Below are 19,114 nucleotides of genomic sequence, written 5' to 3' on the forward strand. Positions count from 1 at the left end.
CGGAGGGCCGTGCGGGGGTGGGGTGTCACAGACGCGGAGCGTGGACGTCGCCGGTCAGAGCTGGGCGAGACCTTGCTTCAGGCGACGGCCGAGGGGCCGTTCGACATAGCGGTGCACCAGCCAGGCGAGCGCCAGCATGGCTGCCGCCACCAGGGCGACCGAGGCGCCGGACGGCGCGCGGGGGAGCCACAGGGTGAACAGCTCCCGGCCGATGTCCTGATGGAGCAGGTACACCGGGTAGGTGAGGGTGCCGGCGACGGTCAGCCAGCGCCAGGATATCCAGGAGAGTTTCGTGGTGGCGACGAGCGTCATGACCCCGAAGCTCGCGGCGAGGATGACGATCACGGGCCAGGACGGGACCGTGTGCCCGATGTACGTGCCGGTGTTCTTCCATGTGCTGAGCACGAAGGGAAGCGACGCGGCGAAGCACAGCAGGACCACGCCGAACAGCATCAGGTTCGGGCGGAAGCGGTGCATGAGGTAGAGCGCGATACCGGCGATGAAGTACCAGCTGCTGTCCGGCATGATCAGCAGCCGCAACGGGTCGTCGACCGGGGCCTGGGCGTACATCGCGCTGGCCACGGCCCAGACGCAGCAGAAGAGCAGGACACGGCGGTAGGTGAGCCCCCACCAGGTGAGGAGCGCGAAGAGCAGGTAGAACCTGAGCTCCGCGAAGAGTGTCCAGTACGCACCGTCGACGTGTTCGACACCGAGGGGCTCTTGCAGCATCGTCAGGTTGGTCAGTACCTCGTTCCACGGCAGGGGGCGCGCCCCGCCGGGGATCACCGCGACGGTCACCGTGGTGGCGACGACCGCGAACCAGTAGGCCGGGTAGAGCCTCACCACGCGCGAGACGAAGAACTCCCTCGGTGACTTCCCCCAGCAGCTCATGCAGATGACGAACCCGCTGATCAGGAAGAACAGCTGGACACCCAGCCAGCCGTACGCGGCGACGGGGAAGGCCGACGGGAATTGCGCCTTCAGGTCGATGTGACCGCCGCTGTCCCGGGCGAGGTAGTGATAGGACATCACGGCGAGTGCGGCGATGAGCCGCAGCGCGTCCAGCAGGAGTATCCGCCGAGGGCGCTCACCGGCCGGTGGGGAGTCCTCGTTCTCTTGTCGTGGCGAGACGCGCGCGCGGCCGGCTCCGTCGAGCATGGGATCGTTTCTCCTGTGGGGAGGCCGAGGTGCCCGGCCGGGCACCTCGACTCTGCCTCGGGTGCGGATGACTGCGGGGCGGGCGGATGGTCAACGCCGCTCGAACCGCGACGGTACGGGGAAGTAGGCGTTGAGGAAGGCTCGCAGGACGCGGTCCTGTTCGTCGACGGGGACTTCCGCGTGCGGGGATTCACCGATGCAGAACACGCCGTGGCTGCGTGTGGCGAGGAGTCGGCTCAGCCGGGTGTGGTGCTCGTACCGGCCGGCGTTGATGAACGTGCTGGACAGACTGGAAGGCTGCGACCGTCCGGTCAGGTAGCTGTAGTGGTGGTGGAGGGAGGAGGGGACGGAGAGGTCCGTGCTCGCCCGGAAGGCGCTCGATGCCGTGGTGGCGATCTCCTTCGGGTACGTCTCCTCGATCTCGGTGAGGACGCTGCGCCTGAGGGGGTGCGGCGTGTGCAGGAACCCCTGGGTTGCGGTGCGCTGGAAGTCCCGCTGCAGCAGCGCCCGGTTGTTCTTGGCGGCAGCGAAATAGCCCTCGTCCTCGGCGGAGAGCGGCACAGGGGGCACGGTGGTGGGTGACCAGAAGAAGCGGGTGTGCCCGTTGCTGGTGAAGAATTCCTGCGGCGTGAGGGGGCGCCCCAGGAAGACGTCGTCGTTGAAGTAGAGGAAGTGCTCCGACAGGCCGTCGATGTGGTGCAGCTGGCTCTCGATGGCGTGCGAGTTGAACGTCGGCAGCCATTCCGCCTCGGTGAAGATCTCACGGTGGCTGATGACCGTGACACCGGGCTGGGAGGTGTCCAGCCAGTGCGGAGTCTGATCGTCGGTGACGATGTAGATGTTGCGGATCCAGGGCGCGTACATGGACAACGACCGCAGGGAGTAGCGCAGTTCGTCCCGGTTGCGGAACCGCACGTCCCCGCTGTCGGCTCCCTCGTCGGCGATGCCCGCGGCCTTCTTCGCCACGTCCCTCCGTGCACGCCACTCGGGATCCGTGTCGTCGACCCATGTGTAGACGGCGTCGACGGGAAAGTCGATGTCCTTCATCAGGCGATCGGTGAATGCCGCGGCGGTGGGATGGTCGCGCTCGCCGACCCGCAGCCGTGCAGTCGGCTTCAGGTCGGGCAGGCAGGGCCCGACCAGGGTGGATCCGCGAGGAGCCCGGCGCCAGCCGGGCAGTTCGTCGCTCTCGTCGTTCTCGGCCCAGAACTCGATCTGGCAGCCGTACGCGGGGCCGTAGCGCAGCGTACGGCTCTCCGTGGTCACCGGTTTGAAGACACGCAGGCCCATGACCTTGCCGACGGCGCGCAGCCGCTCGGCCAGCACCGCGCCGGGAGCCGCGCCCCGGGGAGTGACCAGCTCGGCGTAGACGGGCTCGGCATGGAAACCGGCGGCCAGGGCCTCGATGGCCTGCTCGCGGTGTTCGACCGCGACGGCGAGTCGATGGGTGGGGGATCCGTCGCGCAGCATGAGGTACGGGATGTTCCGCTCCGTGAACACCTCGGCCACGAGCTCCAGATTCCACTCGGCCATGCGCGCCGCGGAGACGTCGTCCCGCACCTCGGCGAGCCGGCCCGCGCTCCTGACGAGCCGGCCCGTGCGGTCCTGGGCCTGGAGCATGACCTCCCGGGCCTTCTGTTCGTCGGCGGAGGCCGCCAGCATGCTGACGGGAGCGGCGATATTGAAGTGGCGGCTGCCGCCGGCCGCGATCCGGCGGGCCATGCGGTCCGCGCGGTCGGCGGTACGGGAGGCCGTGGCCCGGCGCGCCGTCAGGAGCGTGAAGAGTTCTTCCCACTGTGCGGTGATGCGCTGCGCCGAGAACCTCTCCTGGACACCGGCCCGGCCGGCGGCGCCGTAGGACCGGCGCAGCGTCTCATCGGCCATCAGCGTGGACATCGCGGTGGCCAGTGACTCCTTGTCGCCCGCGGGGACGAGCAGGCCGTCGACTCCGTGCCGGATGATCTCCGCCGGACCGGTGACGATGTCGTAGGCGACGACGGGCAGGCCGGCCGCCATCATCTCCAGCAGGACCAGCGGGAACGCCTCGTTGCGGGAGGGCAGCAGAGCCATGCCCGCCTTGGCCCACTCGGAGGTCATCTGGCCCGTGTGGCCCAGGAGCTGGACACGGTCGTGCAGCTTCAGCCCGTCGATCAACCGCCGCAGCCGGACCTCCTGCGGCCCGTCCCCGAAGATGCGCATGGTCCATTCGGGATGCTCGTCCGTGAGGGACGCGAACGCCTCGATGGCATGGTCCAGCTGCTTCTCGGGCGTCATGCGGGCGGCCAGGACGATCGTCTTGTGCGTGAGGTCCGAGCGGGGCCGGAATCCGTCCGGAACGGCATTGGGTATGGCGGCCAGGACCGGCGCGGCCGCGCCGAGGGAGTCGGCGAACCACTCGCTGGTGCGCTCGGTGAGTGAGACGAGCGCGTCGACGGCGGGCGCGTACATCAGCAGGGGATCGCCGGTGACGCCGCGCAGCTGGGAGGCACGGTGCTCCTGATGGATGGTGATGACGTCCCAGGGCACCAGCTCGGCCGCGGCGGCCATGAGAGCCGGAGTCGTGGTGACCAGCACATCGGTGTCCAGGGAGGACAGCGCTGCCGTCATCTCGATGTCCGAGAGCCGGTCGAACGTGGGTTCCCAGTCGGGCTTGATGATCTCACTGGGGAGTGAGGCGAGGAAGCGGCACGTCCCCTCGTCGAGCGTGGTGGTGCGCACCGGTCGGGCGTCGTGTCCGGTGCGGTCGACGAGATAGCGGCGGGGCACCCCGCGGCCGGCCTCGAAGAAGGGTTCCTCTTGGGTCTTGAAGACGCTGAGCACTTCCACGTCGTGGTGTCGGGCAAGGTGCGCGGCCTGCGTGTAGACGGCCATCTCCGTTCCGCCCATCCCGTCGGCCCAGGTGAGCAGAAAGGTGATCTTCATCGGGTTCTGTCCTCGAGTGTGGGAATGACTGTGCAACTCACCGTGGCCCATCCGGCTCCGGAGACGTGGGCGTGCACCCGCAGCAGCTTGCCGGTGGGCAGCGCGACGGTGTGGAACGGTGTTCGGAAGACCTTGCCGGGATGCCTCACGTCGGTCAGACGACGACCGATCCTGATCTTCGTGCGGCCGCACCGCAGACGCAGGTCCCAGACATGTGCCGTCCTGCTCCCGGCCGACATGGCCGGGAGCGGCACCTCGAAGGTGAAGCGGTCCCCCTGCCACTCGGGGTGGACCGGGAGGGCGGCGCCCACGGTGCGCGGTACCGCTTCCGCGGTGAAGTGCGAGGGTTCGAGACCGGGCGCGATCAAACGGCCGTGGACGGTGATGCGGTCCCATCCCGCGGTGAAGCCCGTCAGTTCGGCCTGCCGGCGCGGCCCGGTGACCTTGAGCATCGCGCGGTCCTCGATGGAGCGCACCACCCGGAACACCGCGCCGGAGCCGGCACTCGGAAAGGTCAGCAGAGTGGGACCGTCCGCAGCGGGTGCGGGTGGGGCCACGACGGCGAACCGGGCCGTGGCACCGGAACGGTAGGTCACCACGACGGCCAGCCGCCACAGCCCCTCCCCCACACGCAGTCCGGGCTGCTGCGGATCGTCATGGCGTGGATGACACAGCGCGGTGGTGGCCGTCAGCAGAGCGGACCCGTCCCACTGGACCTCCAGGTCCAGGGGAACGCTGTATGCCTCGTTGCGCCGCCGTACCTGCAGGAAGGCCGCTTCGAGTTCGTCATGACCGGGCGGGCCGGGCACGGCCACGTTGAGCGTCCCACCACCGAGAACCGAGAGGTGAACCGGTCGCAGCGCCGGCCGGCCACGCCCCGGACCGCTGAAGGCGGGAACAGTTCTGATCTGTTCCATGCTGCGACGGGTCCGTCTCACCGTACGGCGGGCCCGCGCCGCAACCGTCACGGCGCGGGACAACAGGGCTTGGTTCATGACACTCGGACACCTCTGCTCGCGCTGGGACTGGAATCTAGGGGGTGGGCGCACCCTTGTTGGCCAGCAGGACCGCTTCTCGTCACCCTTCGTTCCCATCCCGGCCTGTGATCCCTGTTACTGCCGGGCCAGTGAACCTGACGATTCCTCACGGCATCTCCCCCCAGGCGAAGGGCCCTTGCACTGCCGGCGCTGTGATCCCGGCAGCCCTGGAGAGGCCCGGGAAAGGTAAGGCTCACGATGGACCCAACCGCCACCGAAGATGAATTGGCGCAGTCACGGCCGCTGCCCAGAACTCAGCCCGTCGATCCCCCGGCCGTGGACCGACGCTCGGTCAATGCCGAAGGAGCTGCTCTTGTCAGGGCCTACCGCGCCTTGATGCCACACCGGCTGCGGCGGATCATCGCAAGCCGCTACTCGACCGAGTCACGCCGGAAACTCAAGGCTGTGGTGAGCGGTGCGTTCTTGACGGCCGCGGTGCGCAGGCTGCGGCTGTCGGTGCTGGCTCTGCTGTGCCGTTCACGGATCGATGCCGCCGGGGCGGTCGTGGTGTGGGCGGACGGTCGCGCGCGCATCGCGTTCCGGGAACAGAACCTCGCGCCGCACGTGGCCCGGGCAGGCAACCTTTCCAGAGTGACCGAAGCCCTGGAACGGTCGGGTGTCGACTACTTCTGTGTGCGGGGTCAGGAGCGGCATTCCACCGTCGTTGCGGTGCCTGCCGGCGAACGGCAGCAGGCGGTCGACGCACTGCGCACACTGTGTCAGGAGGTTCCGGGATATCTGGTGCGCCGAGGAGCCGGCGGCACTGCTGTCCTTCCCGCCCACCGGGCGCGCGGGTGGCGGGCGGCCGCGAAGGACTCGACGCTGGGCCTTTTCTGGTTCCATGCCGAGCCCGGTGAACGTCTGGTGCTGGGGCCCGGGCAGGCCTGCGAGGTCGAGTTCTGGGAGCCGGAGGACGGCATGCTCCGGGCGCCGCGGCGCAACGCGGTCACCGACTCCGTACCTCTTGACGAACCCGTGGTGCGGTCCACCGTGTCCGCTTTCACGGCTCCGGGCGGCCCGAGCTCCTCCTCCGCCGCAACGGTGCGCACCCGCAAGGCCTTTACGGCACTGCTTCCGGGAGACATCGACTTTCCGGTGGATGCCGTCTACACCTGGGTCGACGGCAGCGATCCACAGTGGTTGCGCCGTCGAGCGGCCGCGTCGAGCGAGGGGCTTCACGAAGAGGCGGCCAACGCGGGCCGGTATGCCAACCACGACGAACTGCGTTACTCGCTCCGGTCGCTGTCCATGCACGCCCCGTGGATCCGCAACATCTACCTCGTCACCGATGACCAGACCCCACCGTGGCTGGACACCGACCAGCCCGGCATCCAGGTGGTCAGCCACCGCGACATATTCAGCCGGCCGGAATATCTCCCCACGTTCAATTCGCATGCGATCGAGAGTCAGCTCCACCACATCGGCGACCTGTCCGAACACTTCCTCTACTTCAACGACGACGTCTTCCTCGGCAGTGAGGTCCTTCCCGAGGACTTCTTCCTCGCCAACGGCCTGAGCAAGTTCTTCCCCTCGCCGGCCCTGGTTCCGCTGGGACCCCGTGCCCTGCAGGACCCGCCGGTCTCCCTCGCGGGCAAGAACAACAGGGCCATCGTCCAGGAGCGCTTCGGCAGGCTGCTGGTACAGAAGATGCGCCACGTTCCGCACCCTCTGCGGCGCACCGTCCTCGATGAGATCGAGAAGGACTTTCCCGAACAGCACCGGATGACGGCGGGCACCCGGTTCCGGGGGCCGGACGACCTGTCCGTGCCGTCGTCCCTCTATCACTACTACGCCTTCCACACACAGCGGGCCCTGCCCTCGGAACTCTCCTATTCCTACATCGACGTGTCGTTGCCGAACTCGGCGAACCGGCTCGACCAGCTGCTGCTGAAGCGCGACAAGAAGGTGTTCTGTCTCAACGACACCTGCTCGACGGAAGCGGACTACGACCGGTGCAACCGTCTCCTGCGGTCCTTCCTCGACGTCTACTTCCCCGTGCCGAGCCGGTTCGAGAAGCAGACCTGAGCCGCGGTCCTGCCGCCCTGCCGGCGGCCGCGGCGTCGTCCGCCCTGCCGAGTCGCGGGGCGAGGCCCTGGACGCGCGCGCAGGAAGGCCCGTTCCCGTCGAGCGACTGCGCGAGCAGCGATGTGGGGGACGATGTGAGTGACGAGGCGGGCGACGATCGCCGGTGCCAACGTGAGCGGCAACGCGATGGACAACGAGGACGACAACGCGAGCGACAACGCGCCGGCTTCGGCACGGTAGAAAGGACACATGTCGGAGCGCGAGATCCCTGCGGGGACCATGGACGACGTCGATGCGGTCACGCGGGCGGTCCTGACCGCGTCCCGCCTGTTGGTGGCGGTCTCCGCCCGCTCCCTCGCCGAGGTCGAGGAGCGGGTGACCCTTCCGCAGTTCCGGATGCTGGTCGTGCTGTCCACCCGGGGCGCCACCAAGCTGGTCGCGCTCGCCGAACTGCTCCAGGTGGCGCCCTCCACCGCCATGCGCATGGTCGATCGCCTCATCGCCGCCGGTCTCGCCGACCGGCAGACCAACCCCGACAACCGCCGCGAGACCCTGCTGCGGCTCACCGAGGAGGGCCGGCGCACCGTCGAGGACGTCACCGCCCGGCGCCGCGCCGAGATCGCCGAGATCGTCTCCCGGCTCGGCCCGACGCAGCGGCCGGCGCTCATCGAGGCCCTCAACGCCTTCAACGAGGCGGGAGGAGAGCCCATGGCTCCCGCCCCGGACGACCCGGAACCGCACCCGCTCGGCTGGATCGTGGACGGCGCACCGGACCGCGACGCCTGACTCCGCCCCCGGCTCAAGCCGTGGCGTGCACAGCGCGCAGCGCGCTCTGGTGGCTGAGCCAGCCGATCGGCTTGCCTCGCTCGGCATCGAGGACGGGTACCCCGGTGCCGGCGGCCGACATCAGTGTGTGCAGGGCCTGCGCGAGGGGCTGGTCCGCAGTGACCGGCGTGGGCGGTTCGGCGAGCTGCCCGACGAGTGCCGGTGCGGCGTCCGGCTGCTCGGCAAGGGCCTCGGCCACTGCCCGGGCCGTGACGACACCGACGTACTCCCCGGTGTCGTCGACCACCGGGAGCGCGCCGTGGCCCGACAGGCTGAGCAGGCCGGCGGCGTCCGGCAGAGTGGTCGAGGCGGGCAGGGGCGAGGGCAGCGGTTCCATGACGAGGCCCACGTGCTGGGTGCCGATGCGGGCGCCGGGGACGGGGCCCTCGAGATCGATGCCGCGGCGGCGCAGCTTGAGGGTGTAGACGGTGTCGCGCATCAGCAGGCGGCTGGTGGCGGTGGCCAGCACGATGGCCAGCATCAACGGCAGAATGATCGAGTACTCGCCGGTGAGCTCGAAGAGGATGACCACGGCCGTGATCGGTGCCCGGGCGGCGCCGGCGAAGGTGGCGCCCATGCCGACCAGGGCGTACGCGCCCACCGCCCCGGCCGAACCGGGCAGCAGGTGGTGGACGCCGGTGCCGTACGCCGAGCCCAGCATCGCCCCGATGAACAGGCTGGGTGCGAAGACGCCGCCCGAACCGCCGATGCCGATGGTCAGGCTGGTCGCCAGCATCTTCCCCGCCAGCAGCAGGAGCAGGAAGCCGACCGCGTAGCCGCCTTCCGTCGCCTTCTGAAGCACCGGGTAGCCGACGCCGTACATCTCCGGCAGGGCCAGCAGCACCAGGCCGAGGGCCAGTCCGCCGACCGCCGGGCGCAGCCATTCCGGGCCGCGCCACAGCCAGTCGCAGGCGTCCTCGATCAGGTACAGGAAGCGTGAGAAGCCCATGCCGACGAGGGCGGCGACCACGCCGAGCAGGGCGAAGAGGCCGTACTGGGTGAAGTGGTCGACGTGGAAGTCCGGCAGGTTCAGGAAGGCGGTGTCACCGAAGGAGGCGCGTCCGATGACGCTCGCGGTGACGCTGGCCAGTACGGTCGCACCGAACGCCTCCGCGGAGAAGGTGCCCAGGATCAGCTCCATGGCGAAGAAGACACCGGCCAGGGGTGCGTTGAAGGTGGCGGCTATGCCGCCCGCCGCGCCACAGGCGACGAGGAGCTTCATCCGGCCCTCGGTCACCTTCGTCACGCGGCCGAGGGTGGAGCCGAGTGCCGAGCCGATCTGCACGATCGGGCCCTCGCGGCCCACGGAGCCGCCCGATCCGATGGTCAGTGCGGAGGCGAGCGTCTTGACGACGGCGACCTTCGGGCTGATCCGGCCGCCGCGCTGGGCGACCGCGAGCATCACCTCGGGCACCCCGTGCCCGCGGGCCTCCTTCGCGAACCGGTTCACCAACGGCCCGTAGAGCAGACCGCCGAGCACCGGGGTGAACAGGACGAAGTACGGGCCGAGCCATGCCACGTGCGGATTGGCCGCGCCGGGGGACGCGGAGTAGTCGGCATGACCGGACAGCAGGCGGGTGAACGTCCGGATGCACCAGCGGAAGACGACCGAACCCGCACCTGCTCCGGCACCGACCACCACCGCGGCGGCCATCACACCCCACGCGGCGTTGCGCAGTCCCGCAAGCCCCGGCGCGGGCGTGAATCCCCGTGCCCCGATGCCCAACCCCTGCTTCCCGTCCCTTGCTGCCGGTATGACACCCATCGCTTCCCCTCCCTTACTTTTGCATTATGCAAAAGAAGTCAAGGGGGTGCCCCGCCGGTCCACCCGTCGAGACCGAGCGGCCTCCTGGGGTGCGACCGGCTCACGCGTAGGCGGGTGGAGGTACGTTCCCCCGCGGCGCACCACGATTCCGGCTGACGGTCCGGTAACGATCCAACGAAGCCCGGCACACACACGCATGGAACATACATACGATCCACCGCATGAACAGAGCTGTGAAGATCGGCCTCGCCGGTACGTGCACCGCACTGCTCGTCCTAGGGGGAATCGGTACGTACAACGTCATGCACGGCCTGGTGGCGGGCTCCTCGGGTGACGTCACGCCGAAAGCCGCGCGCAGCTTCGACCCGGCGGCGTTGTCGAGCACGCCGCCGTCGAACGCCGAAGCGGTCAAGCTGACCCGCGCGTTCCTGGACAGCTGGTCCCACCAGCACCTCGACGGCGCGGCGAGCGACACCGACGTACCGGGCGCCGCCACGGAGGCCTTGCGGGAGTACACGCACGGCCTGCACCTGAAGAAGCTGTCGTTCGATCACATACTCGCCGCGGGGCCCTCGGCGGTGACGCAGGGCGCCACCAAGGTCACCTTCGAGGTCACCGCCCACGTCGCGGGTGGCACCTGGAACTACCCGGGCGCGCTGGCGGTCCTGAAGAGCGCGGACGGCCTGCTCGCGGTCCACTGGAACAACTCGGTGCTCCATCCGGGCCTCGATGACGGCCAGTCACTGACCGCGGGCAGGCTGCCGGTCGGCGCGGTCACGGCCAAGGTGGTCGCGAGCGACGGGAAGACGGACCTGTCCGGCTTCCCGTCCCTGCGGGACATCACGGCGACGATCCGTCAGAACGGGACGCCCGCCGGCGGCAGCACCGGCACGGGCGTCGCCGTGGTCGACGGCGGCGGCGCGGGCGTCAGGACGCTGCAGGTCTTCTCCAAGGGCCGGACGCCCGTCATCAGGACGACCATCGACGCCCGCCTCCAGGCCGTTGCCGAGAGCGCGGTGAAGGACCCGCATCTCCAGGAGAAGCCGGCCGGCACCGTGGCGCTCGACTGGCGGAACGGCCACATCCTGGCGATCGCGCACACGGGCTCGGACGGGGACATCGCCATCAACGGCATCAAGTCGCCGGGCTCCACGATGAAGATCATCACCTCGGCGGCCCTGTTCGACCGGGCCGGCCTGACGGCGAACAGTCCGGCGCCGTGCACCGACTCGCTGATGGCCAACAGCCAGATGTTCCACAACGATCCCGGCGTGAGGGCGAACCCCGGCGCCTCCCTCGCCCAGGCGTTCACCGTGTCGTGCAACACCTCGTTCATCAAGGACGGGTTCCACTACCTGGTGCGCGACGGGGACGCCTCCGCGCTGCACGACGAGGCGGCAGACGTCTTCGGCATGGGCAGCTGGTCCATCGGCGGCGGGGTCGCCACCACCGACCCGAGCATTCCACCGGACGTGCAGGGCGGCGACCAGGCGGCCCAGTTCATCGGTCAGGGCAAGGTCACAGCCACCCCCCTGTTCATGGCGTCCGTGGCGGCGACCGTGCGCAACGCCGGCTTCGAGCAGCCGGTCATCCTGCCGGGACAGCGTCAGGACAGCGCACCGCGGCCCATCTCCGCCCGGACGGCGGGTTACCTGCAGTCGATGATGCGGAGCGTGGCCACCAGCGGTACCGCCGCTCCCCGGCTGGGCGGGCTGGCCGGCGTCGGCGCCAAGACGGGCACCGCAGAAGAAGGGGACCACACCAACGGCTGGCTGACCGCCTACAACTCCCGGGTCTCGGTCGCAGCTCTCGTCGAAGGCGGCAGCTCCGGGGTGGACTCCGCGGGATACGTCGCCCGGCGACTGCTGACGGCCGGATGACCGTCCGGCCGTGAACCGGACCACTCACGGAATCGGAATCGGCGTCCGGAGAAGGCCTCCGGTGGCCCTGCCCCAGTTCGGGACCTCTGCCACGACGGATGCGTCCCGACTCGCCGACGGCCCGGAGGAAAGCCCGCAGCACCTCTCCGTCACCCAGTGATTACGCAAAGCATTCACTCGTCAGCTGTTCCTGCATAGTGCACTGTGGGAGATGTGGATGTCCGGCGGAGCTTTGCCGGTGTGCGGCGGCCATGGCAGTCGAGCCATATGCTGCTGCTGATCCCCATCGTGCTCATCGTGGTGATCACGGTGGCGGACCAGCTGGTGCCGGCCGACATCCATCTCGGCCCGCTCCTGGTCATCGCCCCCGCGATCACCGCCTCCTTCGCCGGCCCCGGGCTGACCGGGTTGATCGGCCTGCTGACCGTGGGGGCACAGGCATACATCGGCTGGCACTTCGGCGTGCTGTTCACCCGCAACGTACTGGTGCAGATCCTCGCCCTGGCCCTCCTGTCGGCCCTGACCGTCTTCTACTGCGTGATGCGCGGGCGCCGCCAGCGCCAGCTGGCCCAGGTGCGCCTGGTCGCCGAGGCGGCGCAGCACGTCCTGCTGTGGCCCCTGCCGGAGCAGATCGGCTCCATGAAGATCGCCTGTCTGTACCTGGCCGCCGAGGCCGAGGCACAGATCGGCGGCGACCTGTATGCCGCGACCCCCACCGACAACGGCGTGCGGGTCATGATCGGCGACGTACGCGGCAAGGGTCTGTCCGCCATCGGCGAGGCCGCTCTCCTCATCGGAGCCTTCCGGGAATCCGCCCACCACCACACCACCCTGCCCGCCCTGGCCGCCGCCCTGGAACAGAGCGTTGCCCGCAACCTGCCCAACCTCGGACCCGAGGAAGAGCTGGGCGAGCGGTTCGCCACCGTGATGCTGCTGGAGATACCCGACGAAGGCCACGTCAGCCGGATACTGAGCTGCGGCCACCCCCCGCCCCTTCTGCTCAGCCACGGAAGCGCCGTCACGGTTCCCGTGCACCCGGCGCCCCCGCTCGGGATCCACGGGCCGACACCCGGGGACTACACCGTCGACGTCGTCACCTTCGAGCCCGCCGACACCCTCCTGCTCTACACCGACGGCGTCGTCGAGGCCCGGGATGCCTACGGCGCCTTCTACCCCCTCACGGAACGTGTCGCTCAATGGGCCGGGAGCAGCCCCGAGAAGCTTCTGCACCACATCCGCAGCGATCTGCTCGACCACGTGGGCAGACGCCTCGACGACGACGCGGCACTCATCGCGCTGTGCCACGCGCCGAGCACCCATCGGGCCCACCGACACGACCGTCATCTCGGCGGGTTCGGCCACGACGGACGTCCGGCTCCGCGCTGAGACGCCCATGCTGCGGAAGGGCGGAACGGCCGTCTGAGGGCACAGCGGCCGGCTCAGGGCGCAGCGGGCGACTGAGGGCACAGCGGGCGACTGAGGGCGGGGCGGCCGGCTCAGGGCGCAGCGGCCGGCTGTACGTCGGCACAGCGGACGAGGGGTTCTGTGCCGGCCTCAGCGAGCCGTCGTCCATCGCGGCTGTGCGTTCCTGCGCGTTACAGCGGTGCACGGGCGGGCCTTCGGCAAGGTGGGCCCAGGCGGTTGGGCGGGTGTGGGAAGGTGGTGAAGGGGCATCGTGGGAGGGCGTCGGCACGCCGCGGCGCCGCGAGGGGGTGGCGCGGATGCGACCGGAGGGCCGGCCGGAACAGGAACCGGAGGAGCCGGAGCACGAGCAGGCTCGCCGACCGGATTCGCCGGAGCGGGGGAAGGCTCAGCGAGCGGAGGAGCCGGAGCACGAGCAGGCTCGCCGACCGGATTCGCCGGAGCGGGGGAAGGCTCAGCGAGCGGAGGAGCCGGAGCAGGAGAAGGCTCAGCAAGCGGAGGCCGAACAGGTCGCGGCCGCGCGGACGGAACAGCCGGAGCACGAGGAAGCTCGGCGGGCCGATCAGCCGGAGCACGAGGAAGCTCGGCGGGCCGAGGCCGAACGGGCCGAGGCCGAGCCGGCCGAGGGCGAGTGGGCCGAGGCCGAACGGGTCGAGGCCGAGCGGGTCGAGGCCGAGCGGGTCGAGGCCGAGCGGGTCGAGGCCGAGCGGGCCGAGGGCGAGTGGCGGCGGGCCGAGTCCCAGGGAGTGCAGGGCGCGGCACTGGCGGATCTCCTGGACGCGGCGGCCTCGGCGTACCGGCGCCATGCCTGGCACGGAGGAGCCACACCGGACCTGGAGCGCGCGCTGGACCGCTACCGGCGCGCGGCGCAGGCCGATCCCGCCCGACGGGCCCTGTGGGAGAACGAAGCGGCGGTCACCCTCACCGATCTCTACGACATCACCGGCGACTCCCGTCACCTCGACGCGGCACGGCGGACGGCCGAGGAGGCCATGGGCGTCGCCGAGGAGGGCTCGGCGCAGTGGGCGCACTGCGCGGCGACGCTCGTGCTGTGCCTGTGGGACGCGTTCGACGCGACCGGTGCGCTCGCCGACCTGGATGCGGCGATCGGCCTGGGCACCCGGGCGCTGCACGTCCTGTCCCAGGACGACCGTGCGTGGGCGCGGATCTGCAGCAACGTCGGCATGCTGCACATGGACCGCTTCGAACGGCTCCAGCAGGACGCCGACCTGCACGCCTCGGTCCGTCTCGCGCAGGACGCGGTGTCGGCCGCCCATGCCGACGACCTCGAACTCGGCGGCTGGTGGAACAACCTGGGGAACGCCCTGCTGACCCGCTTCGGTGTCCAGTTCCCCGACCGCGCGGTGCCGCGCCGCGGCGAGCGGCTCGACCTCACCGACGTGGACGCGGCCGTCGCGGCCTACCGCACGGCGATCCGGGTCTCCGTCTGGAAGGTCGCGGGCCGGGCCACCTTCCTCACCAATCTGGGCAACGCGCTGATCGACCGAGCCGAGGCGCTGCGTCTGGTGGGGCGGCCCGAGGAGGCCGAACCGGCGTTGCACGAGGCGGTGGAGGTACTGAGGCAAGCGGTCTCGCGCACTCCGGAATCGGCACCGTACCGGGCGAGCCGGCTGAACGTGCTGGGCGAGGCGTGGCGGACGCTGGCGGAAGGGACCGACGCGGCGGAGCATGCCGACCGAGCCCGTGCGGCGTTCCGGGAAGCGTGCACGACGGGGCTGGAGATCGCCCCGGAGATGACCGTGGCCGCCGCGGACAACTGGATCCGCTGGGCGGGCCGGCGCTCGGCCTGGCGGGAGGCCGCCGAGGCCGACGCGTACCTGTTGCGGGCGGCGCAGGCACTGCACCGGGCGCAGACCGCCCGCGACCACCAGGAAGCGTGGCTGCGCGCCTCCAAGGGGCTGGCCCACGAGGGTGCGTACGCGCTGGCCCGGCAGGGCCGGGCGGAGGCGGCGGCGGTCCGGCTGGAGCGGGGACGGGCCGTGCTGCTCAGCGAGGAACTGGGCCTGGTTCCGGCCCTGTTGGACCGCCTGCCGGTCAGGCTCCGGGACCGCTACACCGCGGCCGCGCGGCGCGTTCAGGAGGCGCTCGGGGACGCCGGGTAGGGCGGCCGCGCCCCGTGGGGGTTCGGGTACGGCGGCCCGGGTATTCCTCCCTCCGGGCCCGTGGGGGCGGGCCCTCAGGAGGGGGGCCGGTCGTGGACCGAGCTGTGAGTGCCGGGGCGTTCACTCCGTACACCTGGCGGGCCAGGGTGCGGCCGGTGCTGATCGCGGCCCTGCCCCTGGCCCTCCCGGTGGCCGTGCTGGTACCGGACTGGCCGGCCGGCCGTCGGCTGTGGTCCCTGGCGATCGTGTGTGGACTGCCCCTGCTGCTGGGCCAGTTGGGCCGCAGCCGGGGGCGGCGGCTGGAGCCGGGCCTGTTCGAGCGCTGGGGCGGCAAGCCGTCGGTGCAGCTGCTGCGCTGGCGCGGTCCGACGGAGCCGGCCCAGCTCGCCTATCTGCACGCCCGTATCGAGCGGATCGCGGGCCCCGCACTGCGCCTGCCGACAGCCGCGCGGGAGCAGGCGGACCCGTCCGGCGCCGATGCCGTGTACGAGGCGGCGGGCACCGTGCTGCGGGTCCGTGCGCGGGCGCTGCCGGGTGCCGAACTGGTGGCGGAGGAGAACCGCGAGTACGGCTTCCGGCGCAACATGCTCGGGCTGCGGCCCCTGGCCCTGGCGGCGGGCATCGCCGGACTGTGCGGGGCCGTGCTGCACACGGCGCTGACCTGGCCGCCGTCGGGCACGGCCGGGGCCGCCGTGCCGGCCGTGCTCGTCGTCGCCGACCTGGCCCTGCTGGCCTTCTGGCTCCGGATCGTACGGGCCGCCTGGGTGGAGGAGGCGGCCTGGACGTACGCCCGGCGCCTCATCGAAACGGCGGCCCTGCCGGACCCGGAGCCGAGCGGCTCCTAGCCGGTACGAAGGATCATGCGGCCGATGGGTGGAAGCCCCGGGTCGTACGGCGCTGCCGTTGCCCTGCACTGGTTCGCCGGACGGGCCTCAGTCCTGCCGGGCGGGCAGGATCGCCGGGGTGAGGGTGGTGTCCCCGTCGCAGTACAGCGCGTAGAGCAGCCCCAGTGGGTTGCGGTGCTCGACGGCGAAGTGGACGCGGGTGGCACGGACCGCCTCGCCCATGGGCTCGCCCGCCAGGAGGCGGTCGAAGAAGGCGGTGGCCCAGGCCGAGGCGAACGGGGCGGGGGTGTCGGCCTCGGTGCCGAGCACGCCCCGGGAGCGTTCCACGAAGTGGGTGAGGAACCCCATGGTGGACAGGGGCGGGCCGACGGCGGTGCTGCACGCGTTCAGCACGATGACCGGCGGTCCCGGCAGGGGCCCGTCGGTGTCGTGCAGGCTGCGCAGCAGGATGAAGCCGTCGGTGCCTTCGACGACGAGTCTGGCGTACTGCGGCCCGCCGTCGTCGGGGTCGTGCGGGACGGCGTGGCAGTACAGGTAGAGGATTTCGGTCGGCGCGTCCTGACCGGCCAGGGCGGGCAGGACGGTGTCGCGCCGGTCCCGGACGCTGACCCGGGCCAGTCCGCGGTCCGCCAGGTCGCCCCAGTAGGCCTCCTGTCCGCGTACCAGATCGCGCTCCCCGCCGCGGTCGATGCTCCGGTTGAGGGCCAGCGTGACGTTCAGGCCCGACCGGGTGTCGATGGCCGGGGCGACGATGGCGTTGCTCGCGTCGTCGACGCAGGGCAGGCAGTCGACCCGGTGGCGCAGACCGAGGATCTTGTGGAAGTCCGCGTCCTCCATGTGTTCGACGGGGCACATCAGGTGCCAGGGCAGCAGCGGATGTCCCGGGATGATCTGCACACTGCGCGGTGCCTCCCCGGCCAGCAGCCGCTCGATCCGTCGCCCGACCTCCTTGAGCTGTCTGTCGGCGCCGGTGAAGAACAGGGAACGGAACATGCGGCAGCCGGACTCGGCCAGTTCCCTGGTGTGCCGTTCGTAGGCGGCCTCGGTGAGTTCCAGGCCGGGCAGCGGGCCGTCCCCGGTGAGCGGACCCCACAGGTCGGTCAGGGCCTGCAGCGGGCGGCGGGCCTCACGGGCGATGGTGTCGAGGTCTGCGGCCTCCTTGCGCAGCACGCCATCGAACTTGTGGCCGATGCTTCCGGAGACGTGGATCTCGTAGGTGTGGTCGCCCGTGCGGCGCATGTGGAGGGCCATCCCACGGTCGCGGACCTGGCAGATCGCGGGCCGCGGCAGTCCCTGCGAGCGGGTGCGTACCGTCCCTTCGACGATGTTGAGGTGCACCGAGTGCACATAGGCGTTGCCACGGAGGAAGACGGCGCGCAGCTGGAGCGTGCCGGTTCGGGAGGGAACGATCCGGAAGCGGGCCCGATCGGGCGAGGCGCCCTCACGGGGCACGGTCAGGGTGTCGTCCAGCGGCTCGACGTCGGCGTCCTCGCTGAACAGCCGCACGGTCAGGGTCACCGGCCAGGCCTCGGGTTCGTGCAGGTCCCCCAGGGGTGCCGCGTCGAGCAGGCTGCGGGGCCGGTCGGAGAGGTCGAAGGCCAGGACCAGGCTTCCCGGGCGGCCGTCCTCGTCCGGCTCGGTGGCGGCGTTGATCCAGCGCTGGGAGCGGTCGATCTCGTACTCGTCCGGCTGGACGAGGCCGGCCCGGCGGGCGAGCCGGGCGGCGGGGCGGGAGCCGGGCCTGCCGCGGGTGGTGGCGGCGCGGTCGGTGGGCATGGTCCGGCCGGCCAGGGCGAGCGCGAGCCGCTTGCGCACCGGCTCGTACTGGCGCAGCAGTGCCAGCAGTTCCCGGGCCCGCCGGTCGCGGGACTCGGCAGGCGCGTTCGCCAGGTCCTCCACCGCCGTCAGGAGCCGCGGCCGCAGTCCGGGCCAGGCGTCGCCGACCAGGACCGGCAGCTCGTGCCACATGTCGGTGAGTTCGACGAGTGCCGGATCGAGGTTCACGGCGCCCTCCCTGGATCGTGGTGCCTGGCGGTGACCCGGCCGTGGGAGACGGTCAGGTCGATGCCCGGGCGGTCCTCGGGCGGGTGTACGGCCGTGTAGCCACGTGCGTGGGCCAGTTCGGTGCGGGCGTACTCGGCCGTGCTGGGCGAGAGGTGGTTGAACCACAGCACCGGACGGCCGGGACGGCTCGCGATGCGGGCGACAGTGCGCCGGTCCGGGTGCCCGAAGCGGTCGCCGTTGGTGGAGAACAGCCAGTGGTGGCAGTCCAGTTGAGCCAGCAGTGCGGGACTGAGGTTGTGGCTGCTGCCGTGGTGCGGGACCTTGCACAGGTCCACCCGGTACGGCCGGTCGCCCGGTGTGCCGTCCAGGCGGCGCAGGCCCGCGTGCAGGATGTCGGCGTGCGCGTCGGCGCCGAACAGGACGCGGGAGCCGTCCTCGTGCTCGGCGACGAACGCGATGCTCGACCGGTTCGGCAGGGAGGCGTCGGGCGTGTACGGGCGGGTGGTCAGCTCTTCCCAGAGCAGGCCCGCGTCGCTGCCGCGCAGGACGTCGGGCGGGGCCTGCGGCGGTGGGGCGAGCCGCTGCCGTTCGGCCTTCTCCACCTCCCGGGCCCAGACGCGGCTCAGCCGGAGCAGTGTCTTCCACACGGGGGAAAGCAGGGTCAGCCGCAGTCCGGGCAGGTCGATCACGGGTGGTTGCCCACTCTGCGGCACGGTGACGGCGCGGCCCTCGAACCGTCGGTTCCAGGGCCGGCCGCGCAGCAGCCGGGACAGGGTGTCGGCCTGGTCGAGGCTGAGCACGTCTCCGAGGAGCTGCCGGTCCCCGTTGAACCACACGTCGTGGGCGCTGAAGCCGTCGGGCGGATCGCGGAACAGGGGGATGAGGCCGCCGATGTGATCGGCGTCGAGGTGGGTGCAGACGACCAGGTCGAAGACGCGCTGGGCGACGGGCAGGCAACGGAACCGGGCGGCCAGGCCCGCGGGCAGCGCGTCGCCGGGACCTGCCCGGCCGCCGTCGACGAGCATGCGGCGGACGCGGCCCTCGTGCGTCCACTCCACCCAGAGGCAGTCGCCCTCCCGGGCGGGAAGTGCTTCGATCCTGATCACGG

At 71.0% G+C, this 19,114-nt stretch carries 12 protein-coding genes; 6 read left to right on the plus strand and 6 right to left on the minus strand.

Features of this window, described 5'->3' with window-relative positions; translation table 11 throughout:
- Window positions 1-54 precede the first annotated feature (54 nt).
- The 3 genes from ACZ7P3_RS37415 to ACZ7P3_RS37425 all read right to left on the minus strand — a co-directional run bounded on the left by ACZ7P3_RS37415 (window position 55) and on the right by ACZ7P3_RS37425 (window position 4,997).
- Window positions 55-1,158: an acyltransferase family protein gene (locus tag ACZ7P3_RS37415; protein WP_472088650.1), complete on the minus strand. Its 1,104-nt coding sequence runs from the start codon at window positions 1,156-1,158 to the stop codon at window positions 55-57.
- 90 nt (window positions 1,159-1,248) lie between these two features.
- Window positions 1,249-4,080, minus strand: coding sequence for a stealth conserved region 3 domain-containing protein (locus tag ACZ7P3_RS37420; RefSeq protein ID WP_472088651.1), 2,832 nt, complete (start codon window positions 4,078-4,080; stop codon window positions 1,249-1,251).
- The gene (locus ACZ7P3_RS37425; protein WP_472088652.1) at window positions 4,077-4,997 is read right to left on the minus strand and encodes a hypothetical protein; all 921 of its coding nucleotides are present in this window, start codon (window positions 4,995-4,997) and stop codon (window positions 4,077-4,079) included. The genes ACZ7P3_RS37420 and ACZ7P3_RS37425 overlap by 4 nt, the downstream gene beginning before the upstream one ends.
- Window positions 4,998-5,525: 528 nt before the next feature.
- Between ACZ7P3_RS37425 and ACZ7P3_RS37430 the strand changes: the two genes are divergently transcribed.
- A complete protein-coding gene (locus ACZ7P3_RS37430; protein ID WP_472088654.1) occupies window positions 5,526-7,142 on the plus strand; it encodes a stealth family protein in 1,617 nt (538 codons plus the stop codon).
- Between the two features lie 249 nt (window positions 7,143-7,391).
- Entirely contained in the window at window positions 7,392-7,928 is a 537-nt protein-coding gene (locus ACZ7P3_RS37435) for a MarR family winged helix-turn-helix transcriptional regulator (RefSeq protein WP_472088655.1), read from the plus strand.
- Between the two features lie 13 nt (window positions 7,929-7,941).
- Here ACZ7P3_RS37435 and ACZ7P3_RS37440 read toward each other — a convergent pair whose 3' ends face one another.
- Window positions 7,942-9,621 (minus strand): chloride channel protein, encoded by a 1,680-nt coding sequence (locus ACZ7P3_RS37440; RefSeq protein WP_472088679.1) that lies wholly within the window; start codon window positions 9,619-9,621, stop codon window positions 7,942-7,944.
- A gap of 332 nt (window positions 9,622-9,953) precedes the next feature.
- Between ACZ7P3_RS37440 and ACZ7P3_RS37445 the strand changes: the two genes are divergently transcribed.
- From ACZ7P3_RS37445 to ACZ7P3_RS37460, 4 genes are all read left to right on the plus strand, one after another.
- The gene (locus ACZ7P3_RS37445) at window positions 9,954-11,612 is read left to right on the plus strand and encodes a penicillin-binding transpeptidase domain-containing protein (protein ID WP_472088657.1); all 1,659 of its coding nucleotides are present in this window, start codon (window positions 9,954-9,956) and stop codon (window positions 11,610-11,612) included.
- A gap of 267 nt (window positions 11,613-11,879) precedes the next feature.
- Window positions 11,880-12,998, plus strand: a complete 1,119-nt coding sequence (locus ACZ7P3_RS37450; RefSeq protein WP_472088659.1) for a PP2C family protein-serine/threonine phosphatase — start codon at window positions 11,880-11,882, stop codon at window positions 12,996-12,998.
- A gap of 335 nt (window positions 12,999-13,333) precedes the next feature.
- Window positions 13,334-15,157, plus strand: a complete 1,824-nt coding sequence (locus ACZ7P3_RS37455) for a hypothetical protein (protein ID WP_472088660.1) — start codon at window positions 13,334-13,336, stop codon at window positions 15,155-15,157.
- A 92-nt stretch (window positions 15,158-15,249) separates the two neighbouring features.
- Window positions 15,250-16,002: a hypothetical protein gene (locus ACZ7P3_RS37460; protein ID WP_472088661.1), complete on the plus strand. Its 753-nt coding sequence runs from the start codon at window positions 15,250-15,252 to the stop codon at window positions 16,000-16,002.
- 87 nt (window positions 16,003-16,089) lie between these two features.
- Here the strand turns inward: ACZ7P3_RS37460 and ACZ7P3_RS37465 are convergent, their stop codons facing one another.
- Window positions 16,090-18,006: a CHAT domain-containing protein gene (locus tag ACZ7P3_RS37465; RefSeq protein ID WP_472088663.1), complete on the minus strand. Its 1,917-nt coding sequence runs from the start codon at window positions 18,004-18,006 to the stop codon at window positions 16,090-16,092.
- A complete protein-coding gene (locus tag ACZ7P3_RS37470) occupies window positions 18,003-19,112 on the minus strand; it encodes a ComEC/Rec2 family competence protein (RefSeq protein WP_472088665.1) in 1,110 nt (369 codons plus the stop codon). The genes ACZ7P3_RS37465 and ACZ7P3_RS37470 overlap by 4 nt, the downstream gene beginning before the upstream one ends.
- Window positions 19,113-19,114: the final 2 nt, after the last annotated feature.

It is taken from the genome of Streptomyces sp. NPDC107581, from assembly GCF_055657175.1.

Bases quoted from the DNA above. Each gene is read 5' to 3' on its own strand.
- ACZ7P3_RS37415 (WP_472088650.1), bottom strand. From the start codon at position 1,158: ATGCTCGACGGAGCCGGCCGCGCGCGCGTCTCGCCACGACAAGAGAAC.
- ACZ7P3_RS37420 (WP_472088651.1), bottom strand. From the start codon at position 4,080: ATGAAGATCACCTTTCTGCTCACCTGGGCCGACGGGATGGGCGGAACG.
- ACZ7P3_RS37425 (WP_472088652.1), bottom strand. From the start codon at position 4,997: ATGGAACAGATCAGAACTGTTCCCGCCTTCAGCGGTCCGGGGCGTGGC.
- ACZ7P3_RS37435 (WP_472088655.1), top strand. From the start codon at position 7,392: ATGTCGGAGCGCGAGATCCCTGCGGGGACCATGGACGACGTCGATGCG.
- ACZ7P3_RS37440 (WP_472088679.1), bottom strand. From the start codon at position 9,621: ATGGCCGCCGCGGTGGTGGTCGGTGCCGGAGCAGGTGCGGGTTCGGTC.
- ACZ7P3_RS37445 (WP_472088657.1), top strand. From the start codon at position 9,954: ATGAACAGAGCTGTGAAGATCGGCCTCGCCGGTACGTGCACCGCACTG.
- ACZ7P3_RS37450 (WP_472088659.1), top strand. From the start codon at position 11,880: ATGCTGCTGCTGATCCCCATCGTGCTCATCGTGGTGATCACGGTGGCG.
- ACZ7P3_RS37455 (WP_472088660.1), top strand. From the start codon at position 13,334: ATGCGACCGGAGGGCCGGCCGGAACAGGAACCGGAGGAGCCGGAGCAC.